Origin of the sequence: Streptomyces sp. NPDC018045, from assembly GCF_044327445.1 — a bacterium.
Lineage (GTDB): Bacteria > Actinomycetota > Actinomycetes > Streptomycetales > Streptomycetaceae > Streptomyces.
Window position 1 is genome coordinate 755,256 of record NZ_JBIRFL010000001.1, and the last position, 17,514, is coordinate 772,769.

The 17,514-nt window shown below is 70.8% G+C and carries 15 protein-coding genes and 1 pseudogene; 11 read left to right on the forward strand and 5 right to left on the reverse strand.

Annotated elements, in window-relative coordinates; genetic code table 11:
• Nucleotides 1-180, forward strand: coding sequence for a hypothetical protein (locus ACH4EB_RS03240; protein WP_398345539.1), 180 nt, complete (start codon nt 1-3; stop codon nt 178-180).
• Nucleotides 181-262: 82 nt separating this feature from the next.
• Nucleotides 263-1,138 (forward strand): GNAT family N-acetyltransferase, encoded by an 876-nt coding sequence (locus tag ACH4EB_RS03245; RefSeq protein WP_398345540.1) that lies wholly within the window; start codon nt 263-265, stop codon nt 1,136-1,138.
• A gap of 316 nt (nt 1,139-1,454) precedes the next feature.
• On the opposite strand, the gene ppdK is transcribed toward ACH4EB_RS03245, so the two are convergent.
• Nucleotides 1,455-4,193: a pyruvate, phosphate dikinase gene (ppdK, locus tag ACH4EB_RS03250; RefSeq protein ID WP_398345541.1), complete on the reverse strand. Its 2,739-nt coding sequence runs from the start codon at nt 4,191-4,193 to the stop codon at nt 1,455-1,457.
• A gap of 456 nt (nt 4,194-4,649) precedes the next feature.
• The gene (gene dusB, locus ACH4EB_RS03255) at nt 4,650-5,777 is read right to left on the reverse strand and encodes a tRNA dihydrouridine synthase DusB (RefSeq protein WP_398345542.1); all 1,128 of its coding nucleotides are present in this window, start codon (nt 5,775-5,777) and stop codon (nt 4,650-4,652) included.
• Nucleotides 5,778-5,939: 162 nt separating this feature from the next.
• Between dusB and ACH4EB_RS03260 the strand changes: the two genes are divergently transcribed.
• The 4 genes and pseudogenes from ACH4EB_RS03260 to ACH4EB_RS03275 form a co-directional block, all read left to right on the forward strand.
• Nucleotides 5,940-7,424, forward strand: a complete 1,485-nt coding sequence (locus tag ACH4EB_RS03260; protein WP_398345543.1) for an MFS transporter — start codon at nt 5,940-5,942, stop codon at nt 7,422-7,424.
• A 409-nt stretch (nt 7,425-7,833) separates the two neighbouring features.
• Entirely contained in the window at nt 7,834-8,841 is a 1,008-nt protein-coding gene (locus ACH4EB_RS03265) for an aldo/keto reductase (RefSeq protein ID WP_398345545.1), read from the forward strand.
• A gap of 135 nt (nt 8,842-8,976) precedes the next feature.
• Nucleotides 8,977-9,561: a TetR family transcriptional regulator gene (locus ACH4EB_RS03270; RefSeq protein WP_398345546.1), complete on the forward strand. Its 585-nt coding sequence runs from the start codon at nt 8,977-8,979 to the stop codon at nt 9,559-9,561.
• 162 nt (nt 9,562-9,723) lie between these two features.
• Nucleotides 9,724-10,026, forward strand: a pseudogene (locus ACH4EB_RS03275) (Uma2 family endonuclease); the annotation flags it as partial.
• Nucleotides 10,027-10,082: 56 nt separating this feature from the next.
• Here the strand turns inward: ACH4EB_RS03275 and ACH4EB_RS03280 are convergent.
• Nucleotides 10,083-10,715, reverse strand: coding sequence for a response regulator (locus ACH4EB_RS03280; RefSeq protein WP_398345741.1), 633 nt, complete (start codon nt 10,713-10,715; stop codon nt 10,083-10,085).
• Between the two features lie 20 nt (nt 10,716-10,735).
• Nucleotides 10,736-11,947, reverse strand: a complete 1,212-nt coding sequence (locus tag ACH4EB_RS03285; RefSeq protein WP_398345547.1) for a sensor histidine kinase — start codon at nt 11,945-11,947, stop codon at nt 10,736-10,738.
• A gap of 176 nt (nt 11,948-12,123) precedes the next feature.
• Here ACH4EB_RS03285 and ACH4EB_RS03290 point away from each other — a divergent pair, with 176 nt between their 5' ends.
• Nucleotides 12,124-12,531, forward strand: a complete 408-nt coding sequence (locus ACH4EB_RS03290) for a hypothetical protein (protein ID WP_398345548.1) — start codon at nt 12,124-12,126, stop codon at nt 12,529-12,531.
• A gap of 106 nt (nt 12,532-12,637) precedes the next feature.
• On the opposite strand, the gene ACH4EB_RS03295 is transcribed toward ACH4EB_RS03290, so the two are convergent.
• Nucleotides 12,638-14,020: a glycine--tRNA ligase gene (locus ACH4EB_RS03295; protein ID WP_398345549.1), complete on the reverse strand. Its 1,383-nt coding sequence runs from the start codon at nt 14,018-14,020 to the stop codon at nt 12,638-12,640.
• Nucleotides 14,021-14,219: 199 nt separating this feature from the next.
• Here ACH4EB_RS03295 and ACH4EB_RS03300 point away from each other — a divergent pair, with 199 nt between their 5' ends.
• The 4 genes from ACH4EB_RS03300 (at nt 14,220) to ACH4EB_RS03315 (ending at nt 17,513) form a co-directional block, all read left to right on the forward strand.
• Entirely contained in the window at nt 14,220-15,221 is a 1,002-nt protein-coding gene (locus ACH4EB_RS03300; RefSeq protein WP_398345550.1) for a metal ABC transporter substrate-binding protein, read from the forward strand.
• Nucleotides 15,222-15,288: 67 nt separating this feature from the next.
• Nucleotides 15,289-16,062: a metal ABC transporter ATP-binding protein gene (locus ACH4EB_RS03305; RefSeq protein WP_398345551.1), complete on the forward strand. Its 774-nt coding sequence runs from the start codon at nt 15,289-15,291 to the stop codon at nt 16,060-16,062.
• A 16-nt stretch (nt 16,063-16,078) separates the two neighbouring features.
• Entirely contained in the window at nt 16,079-16,987 is a 909-nt protein-coding gene (locus tag ACH4EB_RS03310; protein ID WP_398345553.1) for a metal ABC transporter permease, read from the forward strand.
• A 97-nt stretch (nt 16,988-17,084) separates the two neighbouring features.
• Nucleotides 17,085-17,513, forward strand: coding sequence for a Fur family transcriptional regulator (locus ACH4EB_RS03315; protein WP_031001961.1), 429 nt, complete (start codon nt 17,085-17,087; stop codon nt 17,511-17,513).
• Nucleotide 17,514: the final 1 nt, after the last annotated feature.

A 17,514-nucleotide genomic window follows, 5' to 3' on the forward strand; every position in this document is an offset into this window, starting at 1 on the left:
ATGACAGCCGTATCCGTCGAGATCGCCCCGATTCAGCCCTCGGGGACCGCGCCCTACGCGACGCGTCCCGTCGCGCCCGCCGCAGCCCCGGTCACCACGATCACCGCGGTACCTCAGCTCGACGACGTCATGGACAGTGCGATGTGTTCGTGCCAAGCGGGCGACGACAACCCGCACTGACCGCAACCGCTCGATCCCGCTCAGGCCCCGACACTTTCGTGCGGGGCCTGAGCCCTGTGTGGCAGGCGAGTAATGTGCCGCCATGCGATTCCGCTGGGACTGGCTGAGACCCCAGATCACTGCCCCGTACGTCCCGACGATCGGTCCGGTGCACCCCGACACGCTCGGTCAGCATCTGTTCGCCGACGTTGTCGCCAACGCCCCTACCGGCCGTTTCCTCCCGTACGACAAAGACCAACGATGGTCCGACGTGAAGGACGAACGTGTGCTCGTCGAGGACATCGCTCACAGCCCTCGCGAGACGTTGCTGCCGACCCTGTCACGGCGGGGTGCGGGAACGGTGAGCGTCCACCTGTACGGCACGCACCCCGACGGGCACGACCTCGCCGCCGACCTCGCCGTGAAACTCTGTGCCACGCATGACGCGGCGACCGGTCGCGTCGTCTCGTTCGCAGGCCCGGAAGAACAGCCGGCCACTCAAGGTCAGGTGACCCGCGTCCAACTCCGCGAGTTCGGCCCTGAGTATCCGGCCCACGCCTCCGAAGGGGTACACCCACTCACCGACTGCCCTGCATCCGTGCAGGCGACGTTCCCGAGATTCGCCGAGCTGCTTGCCGACGAGGGATTCGCCTTCCTGCACGACCGTATGGGGGCCGGCGGTGTCGGCCCCGTACTGGTCGCGGTCGACGAGGGGCGTGTCGTGGGCGCCATCGGACCGATGGAGGTCATGCCCGATTCACGCGGTGCCACCCGCCTGCTCCCGCAGTACTTCGGCATCCTTCCTGAGCAGCGGGGCCGCGGCCTCGGGCGCGCTTTGTGGCGTGCGGCGATGAGCTGGGGGCAGCGGAACGGCGCCGCCTACCAGCTTCTACAGACCGAGGTCGGCGGCGCTTCTGATCATCTGTGCCGGTCCGAGGGACTGCGGTCGCTCGGGTTCGTCTGCGTCACCAAGGTGTGAAAGCGCGCCATGCCGCCGAGAGACGTCTGTGCCCCGGCTCACCGACACATGGTGAACCGGGGCACTGTCCTGCGAGGCCGCCTTACCCGGAGGGCACAACGAGGGCACAAGGGCCAGGAAGATCCCGGAAAACTACGGCAATCACTGCGAGTAGTTTTCGCACTTCAGAGCCATGATTGTTGCGTTCCCGCAGATCACAAAAGCGAGGGCGGCACCTCCGCACAGGTGCCGCCCTCGTCGGGTTCCGGAGCCGGCGTCGGGGTGAGGGTTGGATGACCCGACGCCAACTCCGGTGGGTGTGCGGTCCGTTGCCGCGTCAGCGGCTGTCGCTGCCCAGGGACTCCGCCGCGGCGCGGCCCGCTTCGAGGCGGGCGACCGGGATGCGGAACGGGGAGCAGGAGACGTAGTCCAGGCCCACCTCGTGGAAGAAGTGCACCGACTCCGGGTCGCCGCCGTGCTCGCCGCAGACGCCGAGCTTGAGGTCGGGGCGGGTGGCGCGGCCGGCTTCGGCGGCGCTGCGGACCAGGGAGCCGACGCCGTCCTTGTCGATGGTCTCGAACGGGCTGACGCCGAAGATGCCCTTCTCCAGGTAGGCGGTGAAGAAGCTGGCCTCGACGTCGTCGCGGCTGAAGCCCCAGACCGTCTGGGTCAGGTCGTTGGTGCCGAAGGAGAAGAAGTCGGCGGACTCGGCGATCTGGCCGGCGGTCAGCGCCGCGCGGGGCAGTTCGATCATCGTGCCGAGGGTGAGCCCGAGGTCCACGCCGTGGGCCCGCTCGACCTCGGCGATGACCTGCTCGGCCTCCTCGCGGACGATCTCCAGCTCCTGGACGGTGCCGACCAGCGGGATCATGATCTCGGCGCGCGGGTCGCCCTTGGCCCCGTTCTTGCGCTCGGCCGCGGCCTCGGCGATGGCCCGTACCTGCATGGCGAACAGACCGGGGATGACCAGGCCGAGGCGGACGCCGCGCAGGCCCAGCATCGGGTTCTGCTCGTGCAGCTTGTGCACGGCCTGGAGCAGGCGCAGGTCGTTCTCGTTGGCGTCCTTGCGGGACTCGGCGAGGGCGACGCGCACGGACAGCTCGGTGATGTCGGGCAGGAACTCGTGCAGCGGCGGGTCCAGGAGCCGTACGGTCACCGGCAGGCCGTCCATCGCCTCGAACAGCTCGACGAAATCGGCCTTCTGGAGGGGCAGCAAGCCACCGAGGGCGGCTTCGCGGTCCGCGTCGGTGTCGGCGAGGATCAGCCGCTCGACCATCTCGCGGCGCTCGCCGAGGAACATGTGCTCGGTGCGGCACAGGCCGATGCCCTGGGCGCCGAAGCGGCGGGCGCGGGCGGCGTCCTCGGCGTTGTCGGCGTTGGCCCGTACCCGGAGCCGGCGCACCCGGTCCGCGTACGCCATGATCCGGTGCACGGCCTTGACCAGCTCGTCGGCGTCGTCGGCGCCGGCGTGCATCCGGCCCTCGAAGTACTCGACGACCGGCGACGGCACGACCGGCACCTCACCGAGGTAAACCTTGCCGGAGGAGCCGTCGATGGAGACGACGTCGCCCTCCTCGACGACGATGCCGCCGGGCGCGGTCATGCACCGGCGCTTGGTGTCGACCTCCAGCTCCTCGGCGCCGCAGACACAGGTCTTGCCCATGCCGCGGGCGACGACGGCGGCGTGCGAGGTCTTGCCGCCGCGTGAGGTGAGGATGCCCTCGGCGGCGATCATGCCGTTGAGGTCGTCCGGGTTGGTCTCGCGGCGGATGAGGATGACCTTCTCGCCGGAGCGGGACCACTTGACCGCGGTGTAGGAGTCGAAGACGGCCTTGCCGACGGCGGCGCCGGGCGAGGCGGCGATGGCCCGGCCGATCATCTGCGCCTTCGCGTTCTCGTCGAAGCGCGGGAACATCAGTTGCGCGAGCTGCGCGCCGTTGACCCGCTGGAGCGCCTCGGCCTCGTCGATCAGGCCTTGGTCGACGAGCTGGGTGGCGATGCGGAAGGCGGCGCCGGCGGTGCGCTTGCCGACGCGGGTCTGGAGCATCCACAGCTTGCCGCGCTCGATGGTGAACTCGATGTCGCACAGGTCCTTGTAGTGCGTTTCGAGGGTTTCCATGATCTGCATCAGCTCGTCGTACGACGACTTGTCGATGCCTTCGAGGTCGGCGAGCGGCACGGTGTTGCGGATGCCCGCGACGACGTCCTCGCCCTGCGCGTTCTGGAGGTAGTCGCCGTAGACGCCCTGCTGGCCGCTGGCGGGGTCGCGGGTGAAGGCGACGCCGGTGCCGGAGTCCGGGCCGAGGTTGCCGAAGACCATGGAGCAGACGTTGACGGCCGTGCCGAGGTCGCCGGGGATGCGCTCCTGACGGCGGTAGAGCTTGGCGCGGTCGGTGTTCCACGAGTCGAAGACCGCGCGGACGGCGAGGTCCATCTGCTCGCGGGGCTCCTGCGGGAAGTCCCGGCCGGTCTCCCTGGAGACGATGTCCTTGAACTGCCCGACGAGGTTCTTCAGGTCGGCCGCGTCGAGGTCCACGTCGACGCGTACGCCCTTGGCGCGCTTGGCCTCCTCCAGCGCCTCCTCGAAGAGGTCGCCGTCCACGCCGAGCACGGTCTTGCCGAACATCTGGATGAGGCGGCGGTAGGAGTCCCACGCGAAGCGCTCGTCGCCGGCCTGGGCCGCGAGGCCGGAAACCGACGCGTCGGACAGGCCGATGTTCAGCACGGTGTCCATCATGCCGGGCATCGAGAACTTCGCCCCGGAACGCACCGACACGAGAAGGGGGTTGTCGGGCTGGCCGAGCTTCTTGCCCATGGTCGCTTCGAGGGCTTCCAGGTGCTCACTGACCTCGGCACGCAGTGCCGCGGGCTCCTGGCCGCTCTCCAGGTGGACCTTGCACGCCTCGGTGGTGATGGTGAACCCCGGCGGAACGGGAAGCCCCAGGTTGGTCATCTCGGCGAGGTTGGCTCCCTTGCCACCGAGAAGGTCCTTGAGGTCCTTGTTGCCCTCGGTGAAGTCGTAGACGAACTTCGCAGGCTCGGACGGGGTTACGTGGGGATCTTGTGTTTCCGGCACGAGAGTGACTCCTCGCTGGGGGTCCCCCCGGCGAAGCTGGGGGAGGTCTGCCCTGACGGCGAGGAACATACCCAGATCGAAGGTGTCTGGGTACGTCCACTCGGTCGACATACGCCTGTAACCCGTCGTCCGCCAGCAGATCGAAAGTCACTTCACTCGAAGACGCGGCTTCAAGCCTTGAAGGCAAGGTGACGTTCGGCGAGAGGAATCGGCCCGGACGGCTACGGAACGCACTGTTCGCTTGATCAGCCGAACACAAGAAGGGTGGCACCCAGTGCCACCAATTGGAGAGGTGCACTCCCCTTCGAAGTGCTCATCTGAGCGCTACCCCTATCAAGGGTGGCGAGAATCACGCCGTCGCGCGGGCCCGGATCCCGCGATGCGGACCCGGAATCGGACCGGCCGCCTCCCCCGTGTCCGCACCCCCGACCGGGCCCCGCGCACGGCGTTCACGGGTCAGCCGCCCGAAGTGTCCAGTTCCGCGTCGGCCGTGACGCCCGCGCGGTCGTACGGGTCGTCCAGCCAGCCGTCCGGCAGGACCACCCGGTTCCGGCCAGATGTGCGGCCCCGCGGTCCGTCCGCGCCCACGGGCCAGGGCTGGTCGAGATCCAGCTCGCTCATCAGAGCGTCCAGTTCGTCCAGCGATGAGGCGATGGCCAGCTTCTTCCGCGACTCCGAGCCGATCGAGAAGCCCTTCGTGTACCAGGCGACGTGCTTGCGGAAGTCGATGACACCGCGCGCCTCGTCCCCGAGCCACTCCCCGAGCAGCGTGGCGTGCCGCAGCATCACGGCCGCGACCTCCTTGAGGGTGGGCCGTGCGTACGTACCCGTACCTTCGAACGCCGCCACCAGATCGCCGAACAGCCACGGCCGCCCCAGGCAGCCGCGCCCCACGACCACCCCGTCGCAGCCGGTCTCGCGCACCATCCGCAGCGCGTCGTCCGCCGACCAGATGTCCCCGTTGCCCAGCACCGGGATCTCCGGCACGGCCTCCTTCAGCCGGGCGATGGCCTCCCAGTCGGCGGTGCCGCCGTAGTGCTGGGCCGCGGTCCGGCCGTGCAGCGCGATGGCCGTGACGCCCTCCTCGACCGCGATCCGGCCCGCGTCGAGGTAGGTGATGTGATCGTCGTCGATGCCCTTGCGCATCTTCATCGTGACCGGCAGCTCACCGGCGTTGGTGACCGCCTCGCGCAGGATGGAGCGCAGCAGGTGGCGCTTGTACGGGAGGGCCGAGCCGCCGCCCTTGCGGGTCACCTTCGGCACCGGGCAGCCGAAGTTCAGGTCGATGTGGTCGGCCAGATCCTCTTCGGCGATCATGCGGACGGCCTTGCCGACGGTGTCCGGGTCGACACCGTAGAGCTGGATGGAGCGCGGCTTCTCCGTCTCGTCGAAGTGGACGAGCTGCATGGTCTTCTCGTTGCGCTCGACCAGCGCCCGCGTCGTGATCATCTCGCTGACGAACAGGCCCTTGCCGCCCGAGAACTCCCGGCACAGCGTCCGGAAGGGGGCGTTGGTGATCCCGGCCATCGGGGCGAGGACCACGGGCGGCTGCACCGCGTGCGGGCCGATCTGCAGTCGAGTCATGGGGAGCGGGTTTCCTTCGGCGGTCGACGGGCGGACTGAGCGACCTCCCATTGTCGCGCACTCCGGCGGCGGCCTCGCCGGAGCCGTCGGTCCCCGTTCGTCGCGCACCCGGGCGGCGGCTTCGCCGGAGCCGTCGGTCCCCGTTCGTTGTAACGTTCACCTATGCCCGAGCCGAGCCACCGGCGACGTCTGCTCGTGCTGGCGATCTGCTGCATGAGCCTGCTGATCGTCAGCCTCGACAACACCGTCCTGAACGTCGCCCTGCCGTCCATGCAGAAGGACCTGGACACCTCGGTCTCCGGAATGCAGTGGACGATCGACGCCTACACCCTGGTCCTCGCCTCGCTGCTGATGCTGGCCGGCTCCACCGCCGACCGGCTCGGCCGCCGCCGGGTCTTCCAGGCGGGCCTGGTGGTCTTCTCGCTCGGCTCGCTGCTGTGCAGCCTGGCGCCGAACCTGGAGTGCCTGGTGGTCTTCCGCATGGTGCAGGCCGTCGGCGGCTCGATGCTCAACCCCGTCGCCATGTCGATCATCACCAACACCTTCACCGAGCCGAAGGAGCGGGCCCGCGCGATCGGCGTGTGGGGCGGCGTGGTCGGCATCAGCATGGCGGCCGGGCCGGTCGTCGGCGGACTGCTGGTGCAGACCGTCGACTGGCGGGCGATCTTCTGGATCAACGTCCCCATCGGGGCGCTCGCGCTGTTCCTGACCATGCGGTACGTACCGGAGTCGCGCGCGCCCCGGCCACGCCGCGTCGACCCCGTCGGTCAGCTCCTGGTGATCGTGCTGCTCGGCACACTGACGTACGCGATCATCGAGGCGCCGGCGGCCGGCTGGACCTCGCCGCTGATCCTCGGCTGCGCCGCGGCGGCCGTCGCCGCGCTCGCCGGCCTGCTGCGGTACGAGCGGCGGCGCACCGAACCACTGATCGACCTGCGGTTCTTCCGCAGCGCGCCGTTCAGCGGCGCCACCGTCGTGGCGGTCTGCGCGTTCGCCGCGCTCAGCGGCTTCCTCTTCGTCAACACCCTCTACCTCCAGGACGTGCGGGGCCTGTCCGCCCTGGACGCGGGGCTCTACATGCTGCCGATGGCGGGCATGACCCTGGTCTTCGCGCCGCTGTCCGGGCGGCTGGTCGCCTCGGTGGGCCCGCGGCTGCCGCTGCTGCTGGCCGGACTGGCGATGGCGGCGAGCGGGGTGCTGTTCGCGGGCTTCGAGGCGGAGGCGAGCACACCGCTGCTCTTCACCGGGTACGTGCTCTTCGGCATCGGCTTCGGGCTGGTCAACGCGCCCATCACCAACACCGCGGTCTCCGGGATGCCCCGTACGCAGGCGGGCGTGGCCGCGGCCATCGCCTCCACCAGCCGCCAGGTGGGCGGATCGCTGGGGGTCGCGGTGATCGGCGCCGTCCTGGCCGGCGGCATCCGTACCGCCGCCACCGGCAGCCGGTTCGTCGAGGCGAGCCGCCCCGCCTGGTGGATCATCGCCGGATGCGGCGCGGCCGTCCTGCTGCTGGGCGCGCTGACCACCGGCCGCTGGGGACGCGACACCGCCCGCCGCACCGCGGAACGGCTGGAGGCGGCCGCGCGAGACGGACAGACCCCGCCGCCCGGCCCCGGCGGTCAGCCTTCGGCACCGATCGGGGCCTGAAACCGCTCCAGCCGCTCACGCGGCGCCTCGTCGTCGGGCGTACGCGTCGTCGGGCCTGCGGCCAGGGGCCGGTGTGCAGGTGAGCGTCGTGGCCCCGTGGTACGGGTGCCGCCCACGAGCCGGTGGCGGACCGCCGCAGCGCACCAGCGTCCTGCCGCCGGAGGACCTTGACGTGGCCCACCGGCCGTACCGTCTCCTGCCCCGGCGGGACCGGCTGCCCGGTCCGGGACCGGCTGACGCTCGTCCTTCCTGATCAGTGTGCCGATCACCGCGACCCCCCTGCGGCGTAATGACAGATATTGAAATCTGTCATCGCACATGCCATGGTTGCTGTGCCGCCACGCCATACCGCGCCTGCCATGGCGCCCGACGGCCCACCCATCACCCCCTCCCCTCTGAGGAGCCCTCCGTGCAGACCCGCACCCTCGGCACCACAGGCCCGCAGTCCTCGGCCCTCGGCCTCGGCTGCATGGGCATGTCCGCCCTGTACGGCGACCCCGGCGACCGCGCCGAATGCCTCGCCACCATCCACGCCGCCCTCGAAGCCGGCATCACCCTGCTGGACACCGGCGACTTCTACGGCATGGGCCACAACGAACTGCTGATCAACGAGGCGCTGCGCACCGCCCCAGCGGCCCGTCGCGAACAGGCGCTGACCAGCGTCAAGTTCGGCGCCCAGCGCGCCGTCGAAGGCGGTTTCATCGGGTTCGACGGCAGGCCGTCGGCAGTGAAGAGCTTCGCCGCGTACTCGCTCCAGCGCCTGGGCACCGACCACATCGACATCTACCGGCTCGCCCGCGTCGACCCCGACGTACCGATCGAGGAGACGGTCGGCGCCATCGCCGAACTGGTCGAGGCCGGTCACGTACGACACATCGGGCTGTCCGAGGCCGGCGCGGACACCCTGCGCCGGGCCGCCGCCGTCGCCCCGATCGCCGACCTCCAGATCGAGTACTCACTCATCTCCCGCGGCATCGAGGAGCGGATCCTGCCCACCGCGCGGGAGCTGGGCATCGGCATCACCGCGTACGGCGTCCTCGCCCGCGGCCTGCTCAGCGGCCACTTCGAGCGCGACCGCCAATTGGCCGCGGGCGACTTCCGCGCGGCCAGCCCGCGCTTCCAGGGCGCGAACCTGCACCGCAACCTCGACCTGGCCGACGCGCTGCGCGCGGTCGCCGAGCGGAAGGGCGGCACGCCCGCGCAGACCGCCATCGCCTGGGTGCTCGCCCAGGGCGCGGACATCGTGCCGCTGGTCGGCGCCCGCCGCCGGGACCGGCTGGCGGAGGCCGTGGGCGCGCTGGACGTCACGCTGGACGCCGGCGACCTCGCGGCGATCGAGCGCGCCGTCCCGGCGGACGCCGCGGCCGGTGACCGCTACCCGACGGATCAGATGGCCCTTCTGGACAGCGAGCGCTGACCTCCCCGGGCACGGGCCGGGGGGCGTACGGGCACGGTCGGGGAACATGCGGGTACGGTCCGGGGAAGGACGCCCCCGCGTCCGTACCAGGACGCCCCGCACGGCGTCCCCGACCGAAAGGCCCGTACGCCCGCCATGCCTCCCGCCGAGACCCTGACCCCCGAACGCATCCTCGAAGTGACCGAGGAGGTGCTGCGCCGCTACGGCCCGGCCAAGGCCACCGTCGTCGACGTGGCCCGCGCGCTGGGTGTCAGCCACGGCAGTGTCTACCGCCACTTCCGCACGAAGACGGCGCTGCGCGAGGCGGTCACACAGCGCTGGCTGGACCGTACGAGCGAGCAACTGCGGACCGTCGTCGCCGAGGACGGCCCGGCGCCGGAGCGGCTGGAGCGCTGGCTGCGCACGCTGTTCACCGCGAAGCGGCACAAGGCGGGCGACGACCCCGAACTGTTCGCGACCTACATGACGCTGGTCGGCGAGAGCGGCGGCGTCGTGGAACGTCATGTCGCCGATCTGACGGGGCAGTTGGCGGCGATCATCCTCGACGGCATCGAACAGGGCGCCTTCGCACCGGGCGACTCGGCGACGCTGGCCCGCGCCGTCTTCGACGCGACGGGCCGCTTCCACGACCCGTGCTACGCGGCGGAGTGGGCGAAGCCCGGGATCGAGGAGGCGCTGGGGGCGGTGGTGGAGTTGGTGTTGCGGGGGTTGCGTGCTTGACGAACACCCGGCGACTGTCAGCGGCGCCCGTTACTCTGTGTGGTGAACGGCTCACTTCGCGGGGGAGGGCGCATCATGACAGTGATGCCCGAACGACCGAAGACCATGGACGTTCCCCACGGCTCAGCCGAATTCCAGGGGCCGCGCCGCACCGTCCTGAGCATGGACGTGCCCGATGACTACCGGGTGGAAATCATCAGAGATCTTCACGTCGCCGCTGCGAGCGCGTTCGACACCGACGCCACCTTCCTCGACGGCGAAGCGCTCTCACGCGTCGGCGAGCTGACCTCCACATCGACACGTGGCGCGGACTGGGAGGACAAACTTCCTGTGTACGGGCACGCCGGTGTGCCGGTGTACCTGCTCCTGGACATGCGGGAGCAACACGCGATCGTGTGCTGGGAACCCTCCGGAGATGGCTACACCAAGCGCCGCACTGTGCCGTTCGGTGACAAGCTCCGCATCCCCAAGCCCTTCGACTGCCACCTGGACACCACCGACTTCGTCCGGCCCTGGCCCCCTCACACCCCCAAGAACCGCAGCACCGCCAGCACCCGCCGATGGTCCGCGTCCGCCCTCGGCAGATCCAGCTTGGCGAGGATGTTGTTGATGTGCTTGGCCACGGCCGACTCGCTCACCACGAGCGCCGCCGCGATGCCCGCGTTGGAGCGGCCCTCGGCCATCAGGGCCAGGACCTCCCGTTCGCGTTCGGTCAGCCGCTCCAGCGGATCGCTCCGCCGCCGTACCAGCAACTGGGCGACCACCTGCGGGTCCAGCGCCGTTCCGCCGTCGGCGACCCGGCGCAGGGCCTCGATGAACTCCTCGACGTCGGCGACCCGCTGCTTGAGCAGATAGCCGATGCCGCTGGTGTTCGAGGCGAGGAGGTTGGCGGCGTACCGTTCCTCCACGTACTGCGACAGCATCAGTACGGCGGTGTCCGGCCACCGCTCCCGGATCTCCAGCGCCGCGCGCACCCCCTCGTCCGTGAAGCCGGGCGGCATCCGTACGTCCACCACCGCGATGTCCGGCCGGTGCGCGTCCACCGCCGCCACCAGGGCCGCGCCGTCACCGACCTCGGCGGCCACCTCGAAACCGGCCGCCTCCAGCACCTTCACCAGCCCCACCCGCAGCAGGACGGAGTCCTCGGCGATCACGGCACGGCGTACGGCGGGTGTCAGGTCAGGCACGGCAACTCCACGGTCATGGTGGTCGGGCCCCCGGCGGGGCTGCTCATCCGGAACGCCCCGTCCACGGAGCGCACACGCTGGGCGAGCCCCCTCAGGCCACTCCCCCGGGCCGGATCGGCACCGCCCACCCCGTCGTCGGCGACGACCACCCGCAGTATCTCCCCGAGGCGGGTCACGGTCACGTCGGCCCGGGTCGCGGCCGCGTGCTTGGCCACGTTGTTGAGGGCCTCGGAGACGACGAAGTAGGCGACCGCCTCGACGGCGGGCGCGGCCCGGCCGGGCAGGTCCGTCCACAGCCGCACCGGCAGCGGAGCCCGTGCCGCCAGGCCCGACAGGGCGGCGTCCAGGCCGAGTTCGTCCAGTACGGCCGGGTGCAGGCCGCGTACCAGGCTGTTCAGCTCCTCGATGGCCTCCTTGGCCTCGCGGTGGGCCTCGTCGATGGCCTGCCGCGCCTCGGGCGGCAGGTCCTTGAGCGTGGCCTTGGCCAGCCCCAGGTTGAGCGCGAGGGCGACCAGCCGCTGCTGCGCCCCGTCGTGCAGGTCCCGTTCGATACGGCGGCGCTCGGCGTCGGCGGCGTCGACCGCGCCGGCCCGGCTGACGGTCAGGTCCTCGACCCGCCGCTCCAGCTCCTCGGAGCGGCTGACGTCCAGCACCGCCCGGCCGACGACGTTCTCCAGCCGTACGAGTCCGCCGGCCAGGGCGGGTACGGCGGCCAGCACGAGCAGGCCCCCGACCGTGGCGTACCCGAGCGGGGTGGCGTACCCCCGGTGGTCCACCCGCCACTGCCACCCGAGCGTCCAGATCCACACCGGGCTGGTCGCCGCGGCCAGGGCGGCCGCCAGCGCCCCGAGCACACAGAGTTCGAGGAGGCCGAGGAGCGGGCCGACCAGGCAGTTGTAGGCCCACTGCCGCTTTCCCGCACGGAAGCGCAACCTTGGCAGGTCCATCCCGCACAGCGACCGGAACCGCCACCGCTGGGCCTCGGTGAGGCCGTAGGCGGCGAGCAGGAGCAGTCCCACCGGGAACGGCAGCAACAGCGTCCCCAGGTCGGACCCGGGCCCCATGATGTCCTTCAGTTGCATGAGCACCCAGAAGAACAGCACCGGCGGTATGGCGTGCAGCGGCAGCCCGGCGCCCATGAAGAGGAGATCGCGGCGCAGCCGTACCAGAGAACGGCGCAGCCGCGGTGGAATGTTCATGATCCAACGGTATGCGGCGCCCTTCCGGGCCACCATGAAGCCGGTTTCCCCTTCGGGGGTGCAACCAGTGCCACCCCAGGTCGGAAACGGGCGTTACTGACGGTGGCCGCCCGCGCCGGGAGAGTGGAACACGAGCCCGAAGGCCGGGTTCACCACCGCCCGGAAGAGGACCGACCATGGCGCTCATCGCCCTCAGCTCCCCTTGCACCGCACGCCGGTTCGCCCCGGCGGCGAGTCGCCGCACCTGGGCGGGCCGCATCCTGACCGGCGCCGGGCTGGCCCTGCTGCCGTGGATGGGCTACCTCGCGGGGACGCTGCCGCCCGCGCAGGCGGCGGCCTGGGTGGCGCTGGACGCGGTCGAGGCGGCGTGCCTGCTGGCCGCCGGTACCCGGCTGATGAGCGGCCACCGCGGCCACCGGGCGGCCGCCACGGCGGCCGCGGTGCTGCTCCTCGCCGACGCGTGCGCCGACGTGGCGACGGCCGGGCCGGGCGGCGAGCTGGCGGGCGCCCTGGCCATGGCGGTCGGCGCGGAGCTGCCGCTGGCGGTCCTGTGTGCGGCGCTCGCCGCGCGGGCGGGCCGGTGACGTCCGGCGGCGGTCCCACGGACGACGAGCGCCGGCCGGGCCGGAGGATTCCGGCCCGGCCGGCGCTCGATGCCGTCTTGTCGGTGCGGCGGCGTCCCGCGACGGGTCAGCAGCCGAGCAGACGCCCGCCCAGGTACGACTGGATCTGGTCCAGCGACACCCGCTCCTGCTTCATCGTGTCGCGCTCGCGCACGGTGACCGCGTCGTCGTCGAGGGTGTCGAAGTCGACGGTGACGCAGAACGGCGTGCCGATCTCGTCCTGACGGCGGTAGCGGCGGCCGATGGCGCCCGCGTCGTCGAAGTCGATGTTCCAGTTCTTGCGCAGGTCCGCGGCCAGGCCCTTGGCCTTCGGCGAGAGCTGCGGGTTGCGGGACAGCGGCAGGACGGCGACCTTGACCGGCGACAGGCGCGGGTCCAGGCGCAGCACCGTGCGCTTCTCCATCTTGCCCTTGGCGTTCGGTGCCTCGTCCTCGGTGTACGCGTCGAGCATGAAGGCGAGCATGGCGCGGCCGACACCGGCCGCGGGCTCGATGACGAACGGGGTGTAGCGCTCGCCGGCCTCCTGGTCGAAGTACGACAGGTCCTGGCCGGACGCCTTGGCGTGCGAGGACAGGTCGTAGTCGGTGCGGTTGGCGACGCCCTCCAGCTCGCCCCACTCCGAGCCGCCGAACTGGAAGCGGTACTCGATGTCGGCGGTGCGCTTGGAGTAGTGCGAGAGCTTCTCGGCGGGGTGCTCGTACCAGCGGATGTTCTCCTCGCGCAGGCCGAGGTCGCGGTACCAGTTGTACCGCTGCTCCATCCAGTACTCCTGCCACTGCTCGTCCTCGCCCGGCTTGACGAAGAACTCCATCTCCATCTGCTCGAACTCGCGGGTGCGGAAGATGAAGTTGCCGGGCGTGATCTCGTTGCGGAAGGACTTGCCCATCTGCGCGATGCCGAACGGCGGCTTCTTGCGGGAGGTCTGCTGGACCTGGGCGAAGTTGGTGAAGATGCCCTGCGCGGTCTCGGGGCGCAGGTACGCGACGGAGCCGCTGTCCTGGGTCGGGCCGAGGTGGGTGGAGAGCAGGCCGGAGAACTGCTTGGGCTCGGTGAACTGACCCTTGTTGCCGCAGTTCGGGCAGTTGACGTCGGTCAGGCCGTTCTCGGGCAGCCGGTTGTGCTTGGCCTCGTACGCCTCTTCCAGGTGGTCGGCGCGGAACCGCTTGTGGCAGGCGGTGCACTCGGTCAGCGGGTCGGTGAAGGTCGCGACGTGGCCGGAGGCCACCCAGACCTCGGGGGCCAGGATCACCGACGAGTCGATACCGACCACGTCGTCGCGCGAGGTGACCATGGAACGCCACCACTGGCGCTTGATGTTCTCCTTGAGCTCGACGCCGAGCGGACCGTAGTCCCAGGCGGCGCGCTGGCCGCCGTAGATCTCACTGCACGGGTAGACAAAGCCACGGCGCTTGCTGAGGCTGACGATTGTGTCGATCTTGTCGGCGGCCACGGTGCTCTCTTCATTGCGACGACGAACGATTGATAGGAGCGGCGCCCTGGTGCCTCCTGGGGGGTGGTGGCCGGGAGGCGCGCGGGCGAATGACTCAGGTTACCGGCGGCCCTGCCCCCCGGATCAAATCGGTTCCCCGCTCGCCCTCCTCGGGACCCGTTGTTGACAATCGTTTCCACTTTTGTTGAAAATGAGTGTCATGAACGTACGACGTCACATACCCACCGCCGTCCTGGTCGGCGCCTCCGTGCTCGGCATGCTGGCACTGTCCGCCTGCTCCGACTCCGCCGGAGGCAGGAGTGACGGCAAGCTGAACGTGACGGCGTCGTTTTACCCGATGGAGTTCCTCGCCAAGGAGATCGGCAAGGACCACGTCCAGGTCACCGACCTGACCAAGCCCGGCACCGAGCCGCACGACCTGGAACTCAGCCCCCGCCAGATCGCCGACCTCGGCGAATCGGACGCGATCGTCTACCTCAAGGGCGTCCAGCCCGCCGTCGACAAGGCCGTCCAGCAGTCCGGTGTCGAGCACACCGTCGACGCGGCGTCCCTGACCGAGCTGAAGAAGCACGGCGCGGAGGTCGACGGCCACGACCACACCACCGGCGACAACGGCACCGGCCACGACGCCGGCGAGCACGGGCACGAGGGCCACGACCACGGCCACGAGTCCGACGACAACGACCCGCACCTCTGGCTCGACCCGGTGAAGCTCGCCCAGGTCGCCAAGGGTGTGGGCAAGACCCTCGCGGACGCCGACCCGGCACACCAGGCCGACTACGCCCGGAACACCGACGACCTGGTCAAGAAGCTGACCGACCTGGACAAAAAGTTCCGGGACGGGCTGAAGAACAAGAAGTCGGACACCTTCATCACCACCCACGCCGCCTTCGGCTACCTCGCCGAGCGCTACGGCCTGACCGAGGAAGCCATCAACGGCATCGACCCCGAGTCGGGCGACGTCAGCGGCAGCCGGATGAAGGAACTGCAGAAGCTGGCCAAGGACCACCACGTCAACACGGTCTTCTTCGAGACGCTGACCAGCCCGGCGATGGCCCGGACCCTGGCCAAGGACCTCGGCGTGAAGACCGACGTGCTCGACCCCATCGAGGGGATCACCGAGAAGTCCCGGGGCAGAAACTACGTCCAGGTCATGGAGTCCAACCTCGCGGCTCTGCAGAAGGCGCTCGGCGCCAGGTGACCGGGCGGGCGACGCGGCCGGCGACCCGGCGGGACCAGCACGTACGGCACGACGGGAGGAAACGGCCATGAAGGACCAGGACACGGTCATATCGCTGCGCGGGGCGGGTGCGGCGCTCGGCGCACGCCCCGTCCTGCGCGGCGTCGACCTGACCGTACGGCGCGGCGAGGTGGTGGCCCTGCTCGGCGCCAACGGCTCCGGCAAGTCCACCGCCGTCCGCGCGGTGGTCGGCCAGGTGCCGCTGACCAGCGGCGAACTGGAACTGTTCGGCACCCCGCAGCGCCGCTTCAGGGACTGGGCGCGCATCGGGTACGTCCCGCAGCGCACGACCGCGGCGGGCGGCGTGCCCGCCACCGTCCGCGAGATCGTCGCGTCCGGCCGGCTGGCCCGTACGAAGCTGAAGTGGCCCGGCCGGGCCGACCGGGACGCCGTCCACCGGGCGCTGGACCTGGTGGGCATGGCGGACCGGGCCAAGGACTGTGTCGAGGCGCTCTCCGGCGGTCAGCACCAGCGGGTGCTGATCGCCCGCGCGCTGGCCGGCGCGCCCGAACTGCTGATCATGGACGAGCCGATGGCCGGGGTCGACCTGGCCAGCCAGGAAGTGCTGGCCGAGACGCTGCGGGGCCAGGTCGCGGCGGGCGCCACCGTGCTGCTCGTGCTGCACGAGCTGGGCCCGCTGGAGCCGTTGATCGACCGCGCCGTGGTGCTGCGCGACGGCTGTGTGGTGCACGACGGGCCTCCCCCGGAGGCCGTGGGCCAGCACGCCCTGCCCGGCCACGACCACGTCCACCCGCACGCGGACCCGGCCGCCGAGCCGGTCCGGACCGGGCTGCTGACCTGAGACGGACTGACCTGACATGGACCTTCTGAACTACGCCTTCATGCAGCGCGCGCTGCTCGCCGCCCTCCTGGTCGGCGTCACCGCGCCGGCCGTCGGCATCTACCTCGTACAGCGCCGCCAGGCGATCATGGGCGACGGCATCGGCCATGTCGCGCTGACCGGTGTCGCCCTGGGCTTCCTGCTGCGCACCTCGCCCGTGTGGATGGCCGTGCTGGTCGCCGCGCTCGGCGCGATCGCCATGGAGCTGGTGCGCTCCAAGGGCCGTACCCGCGGGGACATCGCGCTGGCGATGCTCTTCTACGGCGGTATGGCCGGCGGTGTGCTGATCGTCAACCTGGCACCCGGCGGCTCCACCGCCAACCTCACCAGTTACCTCTTCGGCTCGATCACCAGCGTCTCCGCCGAGGACGTCACGGTCACCTGCCTGCTGGCCGCCTTCGTGATGGCCGTCACCCTGGGGCTGCGCCGGCAGCTCTTCGCCGTCTGCCAAGACGAGGAGTTCGCCCGGGTGCTGGGCCTGCCCGTGCGGTGGCTGAACCTGCTGCTCGCGGTCACCGCCGCGCTCACCGTCACGGTGGCGATGCGCGCCGTCGGACTGCTGCTGGTCAGCGCGCTGCTGGTGGTGCCGGTGGCCGCCGCGCAGCAGGCCACCCGTGGCTTCGCGATGACCCTGGCACTGGCCGTCGCCATCGGAGTCGTCGTCACCCTCTCCGGTACGGTCTTCTCCTTCTACGTGGACGTACCGCCCGGCGCGAGCATCGTGCTGCTGGCCATCGCGGTCTTCGCGCTGATGGCGGCGCTGGCCGCCCCACTGGCCAGAAAGCGCGCGCGGGCCGCCGCCAGGGCCGCCGAGCAGTGCACTCTGGACGTACCCGGCAGCCGCTCCCCCGACGACGACGTCCGTGTGCAGGAGGCCCAGGGGTAGCCGCGGGCGTAAGCGTTGCACCCGGGCCCCGGTCATCACCTGGCACAATGGCCGGACTGATGTGCAGGGGGACGTCCCGAGACCTAGGGAGGCAACGGTGGCGAGCGCTGGATCTCCGGTGCGCGGCCGGTCGACGCGGCAGCGGGCCGCCGTGGCAGCGGCACTGGACGAGGTGGACGAGTTCCGCAGCGCGCAGGAACTGCACGACATGCTCAAGCACCGGGGGGACTCGGTCGGGCTGACCACGGTCTACCGGACGTTGCAGTCCCTCGCCGACGCGGGCGAGGTCGACGTGCTGCGGACCAACGACGGCGAGGCCGTCTACCGGCGGTGCAGCACCGACGACCACCACCATCACCTGGTGTGCCGCAACTGCGGCAAGGCCGTCGAGGTGGAGGGCCCGGCCGTGGAGAAGTGGGCGGACCAGATCGCCGCCGAGCACGGCTTCCAGGACGTCGGGCACACCATCGAGATCTTCGGTACGTGCGGTGAGTGCGCGGCCAAGGCGGCCGCCGGCTCCGCCTGAC